Annotated in this window: 11 protein-coding genes and 1 tRNA gene; 4 read left to right on the top strand and 8 right to left on the bottom strand. The window is 65.1% G+C overall.

The features are described 5' to 3' along the window. The first annotated feature begins 140 nt into the window (after positions 1 to 140). Positions 141 to 1,781, top strand: a complete 1,641-nt coding sequence (locus tag X743_RS139745) for a DUF6504 family protein (protein WP_031258722.1) — start codon at positions 141 to 143, stop codon at positions 1,779 to 1,781. Next, positions 1,778 to 5,134: an error-prone DNA polymerase gene (locus X743_RS139750; protein ID WP_023769038.1), complete on the top strand. Its 3,357-nt coding sequence runs from the start codon at positions 1,778 to 1,780 to the stop codon at positions 5,132 to 5,134. The genes X743_RS139745 and X743_RS139750 overlap by 4 nt, the downstream gene beginning before the upstream one ends. 271 nt (positions 5,135 to 5,405) lie before the next feature. Here the strand turns inward: X743_RS139750 and X743_RS139755 are convergent, their stop codons facing one another. The 4 genes from X743_RS139755 to X743_RS139770 all read right to left on the bottom strand — a co-directional run bounded on the left by X743_RS139755 (position 5,406) and on the right by X743_RS139770 (position 8,223). Further along, entirely contained in the window at positions 5,406 to 5,645 is a 240-nt protein-coding gene (locus tag X743_RS139755) for a Trm112 family protein (protein ID WP_023769037.1), read from the bottom strand. Positions 5,646 to 5,810: 165 nt separating this feature from the next. Then, entirely contained in the window at positions 5,811 to 6,482 is a 672-nt protein-coding gene (locus X743_RS139760; RefSeq protein ID WP_023769036.1) for an LON peptidase substrate-binding domain-containing protein, read from the bottom strand. 133 nt (positions 6,483 to 6,615) lie between these two features. Further along, positions 6,616 to 7,641 carry a thioredoxin gene (gene trxA / locus X743_RS139765; RefSeq protein ID WP_023769035.1) on the bottom strand — a complete coding sequence of 342 codons (1,026 nt, stop codon included), beginning with the start codon at positions 7,639 to 7,641 and terminating at the stop codon, positions 6,616 to 6,618. A gap of 84 nt (positions 7,642 to 7,725) precedes the next feature. Beyond that, entirely contained in the window at positions 7,726 to 8,223 is a 498-nt protein-coding gene (locus X743_RS139770) for a prolyl-tRNA synthetase associated domain-containing protein (protein ID WP_013892165.1), read from the bottom strand. A gap of 213 nt (positions 8,224 to 8,436) precedes the next feature. On the opposite strand from X743_RS139770, the gene X743_RS139775 reads away from it, so the two are divergent. Then, positions 8,437 to 8,511, top strand: a tRNA-Gly gene (locus X743_RS139775). A 157-nt stretch (positions 8,512 to 8,668) separates the two neighbouring features. On the opposite strand, the gene X743_RS139780 is transcribed toward X743_RS139775, so the two are convergent. Next, entirely contained in the window at positions 8,669 to 9,478 is an 810-nt protein-coding gene (locus X743_RS139780) for a hypothetical protein (protein ID WP_156934553.1), read from the bottom strand. 108 nt (positions 9,479 to 9,586) lie between these two features. On the opposite strand from X743_RS139780, the gene X743_RS139785 reads away from it, so the two are divergent. Then, entirely contained in the window at positions 9,587 to 10,831 is a 1,245-nt protein-coding gene (locus X743_RS139785) for a Xaa-Pro peptidase family protein (RefSeq protein ID WP_023769033.1), read from the top strand. A 204-nt stretch (positions 10,832 to 11,035) separates the two neighbouring features. On the opposite strand, the gene X743_RS139790 is transcribed toward X743_RS139785, so the two are convergent. From X743_RS139790 to X743_RS139800, 3 genes are all read right to left on the bottom strand, one after another. Continuing rightward, a complete protein-coding gene (locus X743_RS139790; protein WP_023769032.1) occupies positions 11,036 to 12,478 on the bottom strand; it encodes an amidase in 1,443 nt (480 codons plus the stop codon). 208 nt (positions 12,479 to 12,686) lie between these two features. After that, positions 12,687 to 13,775 carry a Gfo/Idh/MocA family oxidoreductase gene (locus tag X743_RS139795; RefSeq protein ID WP_023769031.1) on the bottom strand — a complete coding sequence of 363 codons (1,089 nt, stop codon included), beginning with the start codon at positions 13,773 to 13,775 and terminating at the stop codon, positions 12,687 to 12,689. A 313-nt stretch (positions 13,776 to 14,088) separates the two neighbouring features. Beyond that, on the bottom strand, positions 14,089 to 15,252 hold the full coding sequence (locus tag X743_RS139800) for an ABC transporter substrate-binding protein (protein ID WP_023769030.1): 1,164 nt from the start codon (positions 15,250 to 15,252) through the stop codon (positions 14,089 to 14,091). Between the last annotated feature and the right edge of the window lie 16 nt (positions 15,253 to 15,268).

The raw sequence follows: 15,268 nt of genomic DNA, 5'->3' as shown, positions 1-15,268 counted from the left end.
GGCGGCGCCGCGCGCCACGGTCGCCGGGCCGCTCGCCGGTTCGATCGGCCGCCCGGCCTTCACCATCACCATCGGCAAGAGCCGCACGGCCCTGCCTGGACAATTCACACTGGAGTGGAACCCCGATGAACGCGGATTCGATGAAAGAGCGGGCGACGAAAGAAGGCGCGAAAGAGACCGGGCAAAGGATCCTGTCCCTGTGGTTTCCCTATCTGGCGGTGGAAAGAATCCTGCGCCAGCGTCTGGGGCGGTCCTGGCGTTCCCGGCCTTCGGATCACCTGACGCCATCTCACCCGCCGCTCGTGATCAGCCACCGCCAAGGGAACGCACAGCGTATCTCGGCCCTCGACGAGCGGGCTGAGGCGCTGCACCTGAAACGCGACCTGGGCATTGCCGACGCGCGCGCCATGTACCCGTCGATCGACATCGTCGAGGCCGATCCCGAGGCCGACCGGCGCCTGCTCGAAGGCCTTGCCGACTGGTGCGACCGCTACACCCCGCTGGTGGCGATCGACGGCACCGATGGGCTGTTTCTCGACGTCACTGGCTGCACCCACCTGTTCGGCGGCGAACGCGCCATGCTGGACGACATCCTGTCGCGCTTCCTTCATCAGGGTTTTGCCGTCCGTGCCGGGCTTGCCGCGACACCGGGCGCGGCCTGGGCGGCGGCGCGCTTCTGCGGCGACCGCATCGTCGTGTCAGGCGAGGAGGAGGCCCTGCTCGCGCCCTTGCCGCTGGCGGCACTGCGCATAGCGCCGGAAACCCGCACCAGCCTGGAAAGCGTCGGCCTGCGCACGGCGGGTGCCCTCATGGCGGCACCGCGCGCCCCGCTTGCCCGCCGCTTCGGCGGCTCGCTGCTTCTGCGCCTCGACCAGGCGCTTGGCCGCCTCGACGAAGCGGTCTCGCCGCGCCTTCCCGTCGCGCCGCTTTCGGTCGAGCGCCACCTCGCCGAGCCCGTCACCCTGACCGAGGAGATCGAGCGGCTGGTGGGCATGCTGGCGACGACCTTGAAGGCCGATCTCGAGCGCCGCGGCGAGGGTGCCCGGACGCTGGCACTGCTGCTCTTTCGCGTCGATGGCGCCGTCAGCCGCATTGCGCTCGGCACCTCGCGGCCGATGCGCGATCCCCGGCTGATCCAGAAACTCTTCCATGAAAGGCTGGCCGCGCTCGAGCAGCATATCGATGCCGGCTATGGTTTCGACCTGGTGCGGCTTTCCGTGCTGGCGGCCGCCGCCTTCGACATGCAACAGGCCGATCTGACCGGCGAGGTGAACGACGACGGCGCCGACATCGCGCTGTTCGCCGATCGCATCCGCGCCCGGCTCGGCGAAGGTGCTGTCCTGCAGCCGGTCGCTGTCGAAAGCCATCTGCCGGAACGCGCTGTCGCGACCATTCCTTTCACCGAGGCCCCGCGCCGGACCACGCCGCCAAGGAAGCCGGACAGGTTGCAGGCGCCGATGACCATCTTCCCGCCGGAGCGGCCGATCCGGCTGTTCCGCGCGCCCGAGCCGATCGAGGTGCCGGCCACCGAAATGCCCGAGGGACCGCCGCTGAATTTTCGCTGGCGGCGCGCACTCTACCGGGTCACGCGTGCGGAGGGACCGGAGCGCATCGCCGCCGAATGGTGGCGCGAGGCATCGGACGACGCCGCGGCCTCGACACGCGATTATTTCCGCATCGAGGATGCCGATGGCCGCCGTTACTGGCTCTACCGGCAAGGGCTTTATGGCGGCGCCTCGCAGATCCCGCCGCGCTGGTTCCTGCACGGGGTCTTCGCATGAACGCGCTGACCGTCATTCCCTATGCCGAGTTTGGCATCCAGTCGAATTTCTCCTTCCTGCGCGGCGCTTCCAAGCCGGAGGAGCTAGTCGTCGCGGCCAAGCTGCTGGGCTTCTCCGCGATCGGGCTTGCCGACCGCAACACGGTGGCGGGCGTGGTGCGCGCCTGGCAGCAGGCCAAGGTCGAAAAGCTTTCCTATCATCCCGGCTGCCGGCTGGTCTTTTGCGACGGCACGCCGGACATCCTTGCCTATCCCAGGAACCGCGCGGGCTGGGGGCATCTCTGCCGCATGCTGACGCAAGCCAATCTGCGTGACGAAACCGAGAAGGGCGCAACGTTGCTCCAGCGCAGCGATCTGCTCGAATGGGGGGACCTGATGTCGCTCGCAGTACTGCCCGATCCGGTGGCGGACGCGCAAGACAGTCTCGCTTTGCTTCGCCAGCTCAAGGACCGCTTCGGTAGAGCTCTGCGGCTGGGTGTCTCGCCCGATTATGCCGGCAATGACCGCTTCAGGATCGAACAGGCGGCAGCGCTTGCAGAGGGTACCGGCATCCCGCTGATGGCGACCAACGACGTTCTCTATCACACCGCCGAGCGTCGCCCGCTGCAGGACGTGCTGACCGCGATCCGCCTCAACACGCCGGTCGCCGAGGTTGGGCTGCAGCTCACCGCCAATGCCGAGCGCCATCTGAAGCCGCCGATGGAGATGGCCCGCTTGTTCCGCCGGCATCCGCAGGCGCTGGCCGAGACCTTGCGGTTCGCGGAAGAGTTGACCTTCTCGCTCAGCGATCTCCAGTACAACTACCCCGACGAGCCGACGGAATCCGGCCTCGGCCCGCAAGCCGAGCTGGAAAGGCTGGCGCGGGAGGGAGCCGCCAGGCGCTACCCGGCCGGAGTGCCTGCCTCCGTGATCAAGCGCATCGGGGAAGAACTCACTCTCATCGAGCGCCTCAACTACGCCCGCTATTTCCTCACCGTCCACGACATCGTCAAATACGCCCGCAGCCAGGACATACTGTGCCAGGGCCGTGGTTCGGCCGCCAATTCGATCGTCTGCTTCTGCATCGGCATCACCGAAGTCGGGCCGGACAAGATCGACACGCTGTTCGAACGCTTCATTTCCGAGGAGAGGAACGAGCCGCCCGACATCGACGTCGATTTCGAGCATGAAAAGCGCGAGACCGTCATCCAGTACATTTACGAGAAATACAGTTCCAAGCGCACCGCGCTGGCCGCAGCCGTCATCAGCTATCGCGGTCGCTCGGCGCTGCGCGAAGTGTCGAAGGCAATGGGCCTGTCCGAGGATGTCAGGGCGTCTCTGTCCGGCTCGATCTGGGGCTGGTCGACCTCCGAGCTTGGCGAGAAGGAAGCCCGCGCTGGCGGCCTTGACCGGACCGACCCCGTATCGAGGCACGTGATGGAACGCGCCAACGAGATCATGGGCTTTCCCCGTCACCTCTCCCAGCATGTCGGCGGTTTCGTCATCACCCGGGACCGGCTCGATGAGATCGTGCCGATCGTCAAGACGGCGATGGACGAGCGCAAGATGGTCGAATGGGACAAGGACGATCTCGACGCGGTGAAGATACTCAAGGTCGACGTGCTGGCGCTCGGCATGCTGACCTGCCTGCAGCGCGCCTTCACCTTGCTCGAAGATCATTATCCGGATGCGCGGGATCAATTCGGCCGACCCTATATGTTGGCCACCCTGCCGCCGGAGGACAAGCAGGTCTACAAAATGATCTGCCGCGCCGACACGCTCGGCGTCTTCCAGATCGAATCGCGCGCGCAGATGTCGATGCTGCCCAGGCTCAGGCCACAAAATTTCTACGACCTCGTCATCGAGGTGGCGATCGTGCGGCCCGGCCCGATCCAGGGCGACATGGTCCACCCCTATCTGCGCCGCCGCCAAGGCAAGGAGGAGGCCGAGTATCCCAAGCCGGAACTAAAAGAGATTCTTGGCAAGACGCTGGGTGTTCCCCTGTTCCAGGAACAGGCGATGAAGATCGCCATCGTCGCCGGCGGCTTCAGGCCGGGCGAGGCAGACGAATTGCGCCGCGCCATGGCCACCTTCAAACGCACCGGCACCATCGGCAATTACCGCCAGCGCATGATCGACGGCATGATGGGCAAGGGCTACACGAAAGACTTCGCCGAGCGCTGCTTCAAGCAGATCGAGGGTTTTGGCGAATACGGCTTTCCCGAAAGCCACGCCGCCTCCTTCGCCTTGCTCGTCTATGCCTCCTGCTGGTTCAAGACCTTCTATCCCGACGTGTTCTGCGCCGCGATCCTGAACGCGCAGCCGATGGGGTTCTACCAGCCGGCCCAGCTGGTGCGTGACGCGCGCGACCACGGCGTCGATATCCGCGAGGTCGACGTCAATTTCTCCGTCTGGGACTGCACCCTGGAAGAAGCGCCTTTCGACCCGGCCCGCATCCTGCCGCGCCATGCCGAAATGCGCGGCGTCATCGAGACGGCCCATGCGGTGCGGCTTGGCTTCAGGCAGATCAAGGGATTGTCCAAGGAACGCATGGAGCAGTTCGTCACAAGGCGTGGCGACGGTTACTTGTCCGTCCGTGACGTCTGGCTGCGCTCCGGCCTCGATGTCCACGAGATCGAGCGGCTGGCGCAGGCCGACGCCTTCCGCTCGCTCGGCCTCGACCGCCGCGACGCGCTGTGGGCGGTGCGCGCGCTGGACGGCAAGAGTGCCGCCGAGAAGCTGCCGCTGTTCGACCAGCCGACGCTGCGCCTGCGCGAGCTGGAGCCCGAGACGAAGCTGCCGAAAATGCCGCTCGGCGAGCATGTCATCCACGACTACCGCTCGCTCGGCCTGTCGCTCAAGGCGCATCCGGTGGCCTTCCTGCGCGAACGGCTCGACCGCGCTGGCATCACGCCCAATGCCAACCTTTCTTCCGTGCGCGACGGCAGGCGGGTCTCCGTCGCCGGCCTCGTGCTGGTGCGCCAGCGCCCCGGCAAGGGCAACGCGATCTTCCTGACGCTGGAGGATGACAAGGCCGTCGCCAACGTCATCTTCTGGGAGAGAACCTTTACCCGCTTCCGCCCCATCGTCATGGGCGCGCGGTTCGTGAAGGTCAGCGGCAAATTGCAGTCGGAATCCGGTGTCGTCCACATCGTCGCCGAGAAGATCGAGGATCTGACGCCCTGGCTGACCGCGCTACTGGAGAAGGTCAGCCAGGCGGGAGCGCCGGACGCTGCTTCTCAGCGGCACGTCTCCAGGCAGGGAACCGATCGCTCCAGCCAACCCGCGATACGCAAAGCACCGGTCGGGCAGGATCTCGCAACGCTATCGGAAGAGGCGGAAAGGGTCATGCCCAAGGGGCGCAATTTTCAGTAGGCCCAGCCTCACCTTCGTTACCCACGGCGGAGCAGGAGTGAGAGGCAACCTTGACGTCGGCGGGACAGCGCCCCCCTCTGTCCTGCCGGACATCTCCCCCACTTGGGGGGAGATCGGCAGCTTCGCCAGCCAGCCTGTCTTTCAACGTTGGAGATTGGCGAAAGCGGAGACAGCAGCCAATCTCCCTCCTTGTGGGGGAGATGTCCGGCAGGACAGAGGGGGGCGCTGTCCCGCCAGCCTCTGGCAATCTTCTCGTCGCATATGTTCGAATTTACGATGGCCCACCCAATTTCGGCGGCGACAGCACATCCTCCGCCGAAATCGTCCGCGCCTCCGATGGCAGCATGATCGGGATGCCGTCGCGAACCGGATAGGCGAGCTTGGCGACCCGCGAGATCAGCTCGCCCCGCTCCGGATCCCAGGCCAGCGGTCCCTTGGTCAGCGGGCAGGCCAGGAGTTCCAGCAGCTTGGGGTCGACAGTGGTCTTCCTTCCGTCACGCCCATCCGCCATCGCGCTCTCCTCCAGCTTCACGCAGAAGATGTGTTGAGATCCGGGTCAGGCCGAGTCGAAAATGGAGGCTTGCGAGAACCGGAGCGGAGCGTACTTTCGTACGTGAGCACCGGAAGCGCAGCAAACCGCCATTTGCGGCCGGCATCACCCGGATATTGACGCATCTTACTGCAAGCTCGAGCCAAAATCCTCGTTCTCGCGCGCCAGCGCCATCTCCGTGATGGCGATCAGCGTTTCGGCCCGCGTCTTCAGGTCCGCCGCTTCGAGCAGCGCCTGCTTTTCGGCCGGTCCGTAGGGCGCCATCATCGAAAGCGCGTTGACCAGCATGGCGTTCTCGGCGCGGCTGACGCTTTCCCAGTCGGCCTCCAGGTCGTTGGCCTGCAGATAGGCGCGAAATGCTCTCAAAAGCGCGGGCCGGTCGATCTCGTCCGCCGCCTGGTCCTCATCGAGGTCGGCGAGGAAGGGCGCCGGCTTTGCCTGGCGAAACGGCGTCTTGACCGTCAGTTCGTGGGCGATGCGGAACCGGCACACGCCTTGCAGCGAAATCAGGTAGCGGCCGTCGCCGGTCTCGGAAAAGGCGATGATGCGCCCGGCGCAGCCGACATTGCAGAGCTCCGGCTCGCCATCGTCGCGCAGCGCGCCGTCGAGGCGGGGCTGGATAACGCCGATGAGCCGCGAACCGGCAACCGCCTCGTCCACCATCTGCAGGTAGCGCGGCTCGAAGATATTGAGCGGCATGCGGCCGCCCGGCAGCAGAAGCGCCCCCTCAAGCGGAAAGATCGGGATCGCTGACGGCAAATCCTTGGCGAGCCGGTAATGCGCGTTTCCCGCTTGCACCTCGTTCCTCCGATCGCTTCCACAAGGAAGCGCGTCAACTCTGCCTGGTTCCAGCCTGCAAGTTCCAGCCTGACCTATCTGGCGCTTTGGCCTGATCTCGCAAGCCTGTGCGACAAAACAGCCGATAACCGGCTCAGGAAAACAGCAGCGACGACAATTTGCGCCGCGCGGCCAGCGTCGCCTCGTCGGTCATGCCCCAGGCCTCGAAGAACTGCAGCAATTGCGTCTTGGCGCCGTCTTCGTTCCACGCGCGGTCGGCCTTGATGATGGCGAGCAGATTGTCGGCCGCCGCCGTGCGCTCGCCCCTCGCGTTCTGGATCATGGCCAGATCGAAACGCGCCTGATGGTCGTTGGGATTGTCGGCCAGCCGGCGCTCGAACTCGGCCGGATTGCCAAGCGAAGCGGCTTGCGCCGCCAGCGCGATCTTGGCGCGCACGGCGGCAAGCGCCGGCGCATCCTTCTTGGCCTCCGGTGCCGTCGCCAGCAACGCTTCGGCGCCGTCCGTGTCGCCGGCCTCGAACAGCAACTCGCCCAGCCCGGCGATCGCCTCGATCGTATCCGGCGCCTGCGCCAGCACGGCGTCATAGATGTCGGCGGCGGTCTGCATGTCGCCGGCGTCACGTGCCTCGGTCGCAGCCGCCAGCGCCTCGGCCACGGCCGGCGCGCCATTGCCCTTGCCGCCGACCTTGGTGATGAATTCGGCGATCTGGCTCTCGGGGATGGCACCCATGAAGCCGTCGACCGGCTGGCCATCCTTGAAGGCGATGACCGCCGGAATGGACTGGATGCCGAGCTGGCCGGCGATCGAGGGATGATCGTCGATGTTCATCTTGACCAGCTTGACCTTGCCGCCGGCGGCCCTGACCGCCTTCTCCAGCTGCGGGGTGAGCTGCTTGCAAGGCCCGCACCACGGCGCCCAGAAATCGACCAGCACCGGCTGGCGGCGCGATTCCTGGATGACGTCGGCGGCGAAGGCGGCGGTCGTGGTGTCCTTGATGATATCTCCAGCAGCAGCGAGACCGGCAGCAACAGGTCCGGCGGGCGCTTCGCCAAGCGCGACTTTCGCGCGCGCCGGCTCGGTTCCGCCATACTGGACCGAGGTCGAATACTGGCCGCCATTGCTGCCGAATGACCCGCCAAACGGATTGTTGTCGCTCATCTCGTCACCCTTTCGGTTGCGCCGCCGGCCCGCGGGTCGGCGCAAAGTCTTCATTGGAAGTCGGTTTCGCCATCCATGTGGCGATCACGCCGAGACTTTCAAGATAGCAGCATCATGCCCGGTTGCCTCGACGAATCTGATCAGGTCGGCCGCCGCGATCGATGTCGTCGCTTCATTGGTCAGCGGATGCGCGTTGATGACGGCATGCTCCATCAAATCCTTGTCGAGCACCAGCTTGACCCGGTTTTGCCTGTCGTTGATGACGCCAAAGACGGTAACCGCGCCCGGCGCGACGCCGAGAAGCTCCATCAGCATCTCCGGTTTGCCGAACGAAACCCGGCCGGCGGCGCCGATCAGCTGGTGGATCTGCTTGAGATCGACGACGGCGTCCTCGCCGACGGTGACCAGGAAGAAATTGTCCTTCTTGTCCTTCAGGAACAGGTTTTTGGTGTGCCCGCCGGCGATTTCGCCGCGCAGCGCCTGCGAATCGGCGACCGTGTAGAGCGGCGGGTGGCGTATCGTTGAAACAGCGATCCCGAGTTCGGCCAGGAATGCAAAAAGTTCGGCTTCGGTTTTCGGCATCGATCTTCTTCTTCGTCCGTTTGCTTGCCTTGCCGTTTACGGCCAATAGGGCGGCAGACACAAGACCATCGCGCAAGGCGACGGTGAAATCCGCCCGGCGCCGGCGGTTTGCCGGCATCACCCCGGAGCTTGTAAAAAGGCTCGCGATTCCCTGTTGCAATCGCCGCGCTCTTCAGCCATATAGGCCCGGCTTGCGGCCAAGACGCCGTGTGAGCGGGTGTAGCTCAGGGGTAGAGCACAACCTTGCCAAGGTTGGGGTCGAGCGTTCGAATCGCTTCACCCGCTCCAATTTCCTTCCAGGGAATCAAGCATCTACGAAAAAGGCCGGGCTGTTGTCCGGCCTTTTCGTTTATCGGGGCGGGAACCGGAAAGCCCGGAAAAGCGGAGCCTTTGGGCGGACCAAAGCCAGGGTGACCAGCAGCGGCCGGCATTTGCACGGATCAGCTCAGAATGTCACGCGAGCCACGATCTTCGCCGGCTTTGCCTGGGGAATTGCGGGCGCGATCGTCTCTGGAACCTGGAAGGCCCTCAAATTCCGTGCCTTGCTGGTCGATCCCGGTATGGCTGCCTCCGCGGCGGCGATGTCCTTGGCGCTGACCTGCAGGGACTTGCAAGCGCCTTTCTGATCCCAAAGGTTCCTGGCAATCACGCTTCCGACGGCAGCCGTTATGGCACTTGGCGCCACGTCGTCGGGGGCAACTTGTCGAGCCTTGATCAGCGCTTTGATCGCTTCGCCGAGAATCGCGGCGGAATCGTCGAATTCTACGCCGCGAACCTGGTCGAAGCGGTTCTCGCTGCTGCCGTCCACTATGCAATGGTGGGCGATAAAGACCCAATCATGGATCATGTAGGCCGGTGCGTAGCCCCAAGGCGACAGCCCCTTGAAGACCTGCGCGATCTTCGGGATCGAACCGCCGTCCGTGTACATGAGACCCGGCTGGATCGTGCTGCCCGGAGCAGACGGATCCGATCGATGGAAGATCAATGGATCTCGTGGGTCGGGCACGAACAGGAAGTTTCCGTCGCCCGAACTGTTGCCCTCACCGACCCACATGACGAAAAGGCTTCCCGACAGCTGACCCGTGGTGAGTTTCTGATAGTCGATTGAACCGCACCCCGCCGCCATGGCGACGACCAGTCCCAACAGGCCCATGGCTGTCTTTTTCAGGGCACCGGCTTTGTCGATCCTCATGGAATCTCCCCCTGCGCAAGTTTTGACACGGAATGCCATTCTTGTCTCGGTCGAGCTTTCCACGAGGCCGCCATCGGCTGCTTCGCCCAGGGATGACGAAGTTCCAGCTACCGGCTTGATTGTCCGCACCCGCAATGCTCCGTTGCCGCTTCAAGCTTGCGGAGAAAGACTATGACCGGCTTTGTCGATCGCCAGCGCGCCACGCATTTGATGCAACGGGCCGGCATCGCGGCGCTGGTGCTCTCAGCGCCCGAGGCGTTCCATTATGCGACTGGCGCGTGGATCGGCCCGGCGGGCCTGTTCCGGCGTGCCGGCGGCGGCTTCGTCGTCATCCCGGCCCGGCAGGACCTGCCGATCGGCGTCGTGGTCGCCGACTTCAACGCGGCGCAGCTGCGGACCGCCGCGCCCGAGGCGGTGGTCCGCTCGCACCCGATCTGGATCGAATCCGCACCGGTCGGGACAGGATCTCATGGCCTCCCGCTGGCCGCGCGCATCGAGGCGGGCCTCGCCTCGCTCGGCCGCGGCCCGGATTTCTGCCGTCCCGCCACCTTCGACCTCGCCGGCTCGGTGCGCCAGCTGCAGGCCTTGCTCGCCGAATTCGGACTGGAGCGCGCGACGCTCGGCGTCGACCTCGACTTTATCCCCGCCGCCGATTTCGCCGCCTTCCAAGCGCTGCTGCCGGATTGTCTGATGGTCGACGGCTCGCCGGTGCTGGACAGGCTGCGGGCCGTCAAATCGCAGCGCGAGATCGATCTCCTGCAGCAAGGTATTTTTCTCTCGGAGGCCGGGCTGGAGCGGCTGCAGGTGGATGCGATGGGCGGCATGCGCCAGGCCGATCTCGTCGCGCTCTACCGGCAAGGCGTCGCCGACGCGGCGGCCGGGCTGTCCCATGCGGTGGCGACGGCGGAATATGTGACGCTGGGCGCCAGCGCCAAGGGCGCCGACGCCAAAGCCACCGCCGGCGATCCCTTGAAGTGCGACATGGTCTGTACGGTCGGGTTCTATGCCTCGGACATGTCGCGCAATTTTATCTTCGGGCCGCCTTCCGCCGACCAGGTGGAACTGCACGCCATCGCCGAGCGCGCCTTCGAGGACGGGCTGGCCGCGCTCGCGCCGGGAAACACGCTCGCCCATGTGCACCGCGTGACCACCGAAAGCCTGGCGCGGCAAGGGCTGCGCTCCTATCGCCGCGGCCATTTCGGTCACAGCGTTGGTCAATCGGTCTTCTCCGAACAATGGCCGTTCATTGCCGCCGACAGCGATGTCGAGATCGAGGCCGGCATGGTGCTGGCCTTCGAAATCCCGCTCTATATAGACGGCCTCGCCAGCTTCAACCTGGAAGACCAGTTCCTGATCACGCCGGATGGGCCGAGGCCGATGAACCGGCTGCCGAGGCGGCTGGAGACGATTGGGTAGGCCGCCACTATACGACGCCCCCCTCTGCCCTGCCGGGCATCTCCCCCACGAGGGGGGAGATCGGCTGCCGTGACCGCTTTCGCCAATTTTCAACATTGCAAGAAGACGAGCCGGCGCCGAAACGTCCAATCTCCCCCCTTGAGGGGGAGATGTCCGGCAGGACAGAGGGGGCGCCACGGAACTCGACGTTGATTGCCTAGCCAACTAACTACTCACCGGCGGCCGCCTCTCCCTCCACGGCATCGCCTGCTCCAACTGCGCCGACGCGGCCAGCACCGTCGCCTCGTCGCCATAGCGGCCGACCAGTTGCACGCCGATCGGCACGCCGCCTTTCGACCAGCCGAGCGGCAATGAGATCGCCGGCTGGCCGGAAATGTTGAAGGGGAAGGCAAACACTGCATCCGTCCATTTGGCGTTGTAGCGGTCGATATCGGTCTCCGACATATCGTAATAGCCGAACGGCCGTGGCAGTTGGGTCAGCGTCGGCGTGATGAAGAGATCGTAGGCGCCGAGATCGCCGACGATGTCGCGGCCGACCTGCCGGAGCTGCTCGACATCGCTGATGTGCCTGATGCCGCTGGTCGCACGGCCGCGCTCGATGATCGCCCAGGTCACCGGCTCGACGTCATCTGGCGTTACCGGCCGGCCGATCACCGTCTCATGGTAAGCGAAGGTCGCCGCCGTCTGCACGCAGGTCATGTTGGTGTAGGTCGCCCAGACGCCATTGGCGTCGAACGGCATGTCATGCTCCTCGACGTCGTGACCCAGCCCTTCAAGCATCGCGACGGTCGCCAGCACCGCCGCCTTCACCTCCGGGTCGATCGCCGTGCCGTTGGGCGGCGTCACGGAAAAGCCGATGCGCAGCTTCTTCGGCGCCCGCGCCGACAGGATGAGCCAGGAGCCGTCCGGGACCGGCGGCGTATAGGGGTCGCCCGGCAGCGCGCCGGATACCGCGTCGAGATAGGCTGCGGTGTCGCGCACGCTGCGCGAGCAGCACAGGAAATAGGCGCCGCCATACCAGTAGTCGCCGAACGGCGCGAGGCTGACGCGGCCGCGCGACGGTTTCAAGCCGACGATGCCGCAGCAGGAGGCCGGGACGCGGATCGAACCGGCGCCGTCGCTGGCCTCGGCGATCGGCACCATGCGCGCGGCGATGGCCGCCGCCGCGCCACCGCTCGAGCCGCCGGGCGTGATGCCCTCCTTCCACGGGTTCTTCGTCGTACCGTAGAGTTTCGGCTCCGTGGTGATCGACCAGCCGTTCTCCGGTGCGTTCGACTTGCCGACCAGCACCAGCCCCGCCGCCTTCATGCGGCGCACGACCTCGGTGTCGAAGTCGGCGACGATGTCTTTCAGGTAGAAGCAGGAATTGGTGTTCGGCGCGCCGGTCCAGGACGAGGCGAGTTCCTTGAGCAGGAACGGCACCCCGGCGAAAGGCGCCGATCTGTCGACCGTTTGCGCCTGCGCGCGGGCCATGTCGTAGAGGCGATGGATCACCGCGTTGAGCGCCGGGTTGAGCCGCTCGACCAGCGTGATCGCCGCCTCGACCAGCTCCGCCGGCGAGACCTGGCCGCCGCGCACCAGTCCCGCCAGGTCGAGCGCATCGGACTCGGCATAGGTTTTCAGCAGACTGTCGGTGACGGCGGCCATGTATTGCTCCTTTTATGTCGGATCTGAGTGACTCACCCTCACCCAGCCTCCGCTTCGCTCGGCTGACCTCTCCCCGAGGGGAGAGGAGACCGTCTCGCGCTGGCGCCTCCCTCTTCTCTCCGAAGGGGGTCCGAAGGGCGGGCGAGGCCGGTGACTCGCCCCGGCACAGGTGGCCGCGAAGCGGCCGGATGAGGGGGCTAGCGCGACGTCAGGCCAGCTCGACGGTGCGCCCCAGCGCGATGCTCTGTTCGGCGGCAAGCACGATGCGCAGGCTGTTGACCGCCGCATCCATCTGCTCGGTCAAATCGAGATCCTCGCGGATGGCGCGCAGGAAGAAGGCTTGCTCGCGATCGCACAGTTCCTGATGGCCGGGCTCGTCCTCCATGCTGACGATCTCGTCCGGTTTGGAGAAATTCTTGTCGCCGTCGACGGAGGCATAGTGGATCTTCAACGCATCGGTCTTGGTGTGGCGATCGATGTCGGCCGAGTTGGAAACCTCGGCATCCGGGACGGTGCTCGCGGCCTGGCCGGCGACGATCGACACCGCGCCCTTGGGCCCGACCACATCTTTCACGAAATAGGCCGTCTCGCTCATCATCGGTCCCCAGCCGGCCTCGTACCAGCCGACCGAGCCGTCATCGAAGGTGACGTGCAGATGGCCGTAATTCTGCTTGTCGGCCTCGGCCCAGAGCTTGGCGCCGATGCCGTGCACGCGCACCGGCTTGGCGCCGGTCAGCTGGCACATGACGTCGACATAATGCACGCCGCAATCGACGATCGGGATCAGCGAATCGATCAGGTTCTTGTGCCAGTGCCAGGCGGTGCCGCTGCTCTGCTGGTTGAGGTTGAGGCGCATGACCAGTGGCTTGCCGAGCGTCTTGCCGACCTCGATGAACTTGATCCATGACGGATGGACGCGCAGGATATAGCCGAGCACCAGCTTGCGGTTCTTCGCCCGTGCGGCGGCCACGACCTTCTCGGCGTCCTCGATGTTGGTGGCGAGCGGCTTTTCCATGAACACATGACAATTGGCCGCCATCGCCTTCAGCGCATATTCGGCGTGGGTGTTTGGCCAGCTGTTGATCGACACGGCGTCTGGCCTGGTCTCCTTCAGCGCCAGGTCGAAATCCTCATAGAGCGGATAGCCGGCTAATTCCGCCGGTATCTTCGTGTTGCTCTTGATCGACCGGCTCATGATGCCGACGATCTGAAACCCATCCGAGCGGTGATAGGCGCTGGCGTGCGAGGCGCCCATATTGCCGAGACCCACCACCAGCACTTTTACCTTGTCGGCCATTTCAGCCTCCCAAATCCTTCATTGACCAATTCTTCATTGAATGTGCGCGGCGATCGGCTGCCGCTCGTATGTCTATCCGGGACAATCACCTCAGGTCAGCGCCACCGCTCATTGCCTGGCTCTTTCCTCTCCCCCGTCGATCGGGGGAGAGGTGTCGAGCGAAGCTCGTCGGAGTGGGGGTCGACCTTCGCCGCCCGTTTGGGGTTACTTGCTCGCCAGCTTGCGCCCGTCTCAGGTCAGCGACTGCGCGTTTGGCGAACGCCTTCCCCCACTCCGTCGAGCTGCGCGGCGCGCTAACCCGGCATTGCAGCCCTCACTTCACTGCCGAATCGAACAGATGCGCCTTGATCTTCTCGACATCGAGCGCGGCAAAACCTTCCGACAGCTTGACGCCGTCGGCATCGGCCTTGACCTTGGCCTTGTCGAAGTCGTTGGCCGCGGGAATGAGGTCGTTGCTGCAGACATCCTCGGCCTTCACTGGATTGGTGATCTGGCCGATCTTGTGGATCTCGTCGAAGAAGCCCTGCCAGCTCGCCATGTCGTGCGAACCCCAGCCGCCGCGCTTGTCCATGTCGCCACGGAAGACATTGATCTGCTGCAGGATCGAGGTGGTGCCGAGCTCCGGCCCGAGATTCTTGGCCAGTGTCGGGAATTGCTCGAACACCGCTTCGACGGCCGCGCGTGGATTTTGATAGCCAAACTCCAGGCCCATCGCCCAGCCGCGCAGGTATTTTTCCAGGAACGCCTTCTTGTCCGGATCCTCGAGGTCGGCGGCGCGCACCACGAAGGTGTTGGCCGGCAGCTTGGAGTTCTTCACGCCGAGCCAGTATTCGAAGTCGAGGCCCTTGGCGATCCATTCGGCGCGCAGCCCCTCCCATGACAAGGCAGCGTCGCCCTGGCCACCGGCAAGCGCCGTACCCCAGGTCGGCCAGCCGGCCTCGACATATTTGACCTTCTTGATGTCGACGCCTTGCGCGGCGAGCAGCGGATCGGTGATCGACTGCCAGGCGGCGGAGCCGAGCAGGATGGTCTTGCCTTCGAGCTTCTTCAAATCGTTCGACCCCTCGCCCTTGCGGAAGGCGATGCTGAACGTGTCGCGCGCACCCATGTGGAACACCGACTTCAGCTTCATGCCGTTCTGGATGGCGAAGGAGAACACGCCGGGCGACGGGAAGCCCATATCGGCCTGGCCGACATCGACGAACTTCACCGTCGCGGTGCCATCCGACGGCCCCGGCTGCATGTCGGTCTCCAGCCCGTCGAAATAGCCGGCCTTCTTGGCCGCCCAGTAGGGGTAGTCGTCGAGCACTTCGAGCGTGCCGCGCGGCGATATCCAGGTGAATTTTCCATAGGCCTCGGCCCGCGCCTTGAAGCCGGTGGCGCCAAGCGCCGTCGCCGTCACCAGGCCGGCGCCGGTCACCTGCAGGAAAGTGCGGCGGCTCATTCCCGCCTGTTGGACGAAATCGTCTTTGGTCATGGCATTCCCCTTTTTG

The organism is Mesorhizobium sp. LNHC232B00, assembly GCF_000502435.1.
GTDB lineage: Bacteria > Pseudomonadota > Alphaproteobacteria > Rhizobiales > Rhizobiaceae > Mesorhizobium > Mesorhizobium opportunistum.
Note: the sequence above shows the minus strand (reverse complement) of the source record. Positions and strands in the feature narration are given on the sequence as shown.

Bases quoted from the DNA above. Each gene is read 5' to 3' on its own strand.
- X743_RS139745 (WP_031258722.1), top strand. From the start codon at position 141: ATGAAAGAGCGGGCGACGAAAGAAGGCGCGAAAGAGACCGGGCAAAGG.
- X743_RS139750 (WP_023769038.1), top strand. From the start codon at position 1,778: ATGAACGCGCTGACCGTCATTCCCTATGCCGAGTTTGGCATCCAGTCG.
- X743_RS139755 (WP_023769037.1), bottom strand. From the start codon at position 5,645: ATGGCGGATGGGCGTGACGGAAGGAAGACCACTGTCGACCCCAAGCTG.
- trxA (WP_023769035.1), bottom strand. From the start codon at position 7,641: ATGAGCGACAACAATCCGTTTGGCGGGTCATTCGGCAGCAATGGCGGC.
- X743_RS139770 (WP_013892165.1), bottom strand. From the start codon at position 8,223: ATGCCGAAAACCGAAGCCGAACTTTTTGCATTCCTGGCCGAACTCGGG.
- X743_RS139785 (WP_023769033.1), top strand. From the start codon at position 9,587: ATGACCGGCTTTGTCGATCGCCAGCGCGCCACGCATTTGATGCAACGG.
- X743_RS139790 (WP_023769032.1), bottom strand. From the start codon at position 12,478: ATGGCCGCCGTCACCGACAGTCTGCTGAAAACCTATGCCGAGTCCGAT.
- X743_RS139795 (WP_023769031.1), bottom strand. From the start codon at position 13,775: ATGGCCGACAAGGTAAAAGTGCTGGTGGTGGGTCTCGGCAATATGGGC.
- X743_RS139800 (WP_023769030.1), bottom strand. From the start codon at position 15,252: ATGACCAAAGACGATTTCGTCCAACAGGCGGGAATGAGCCGCCGCACT.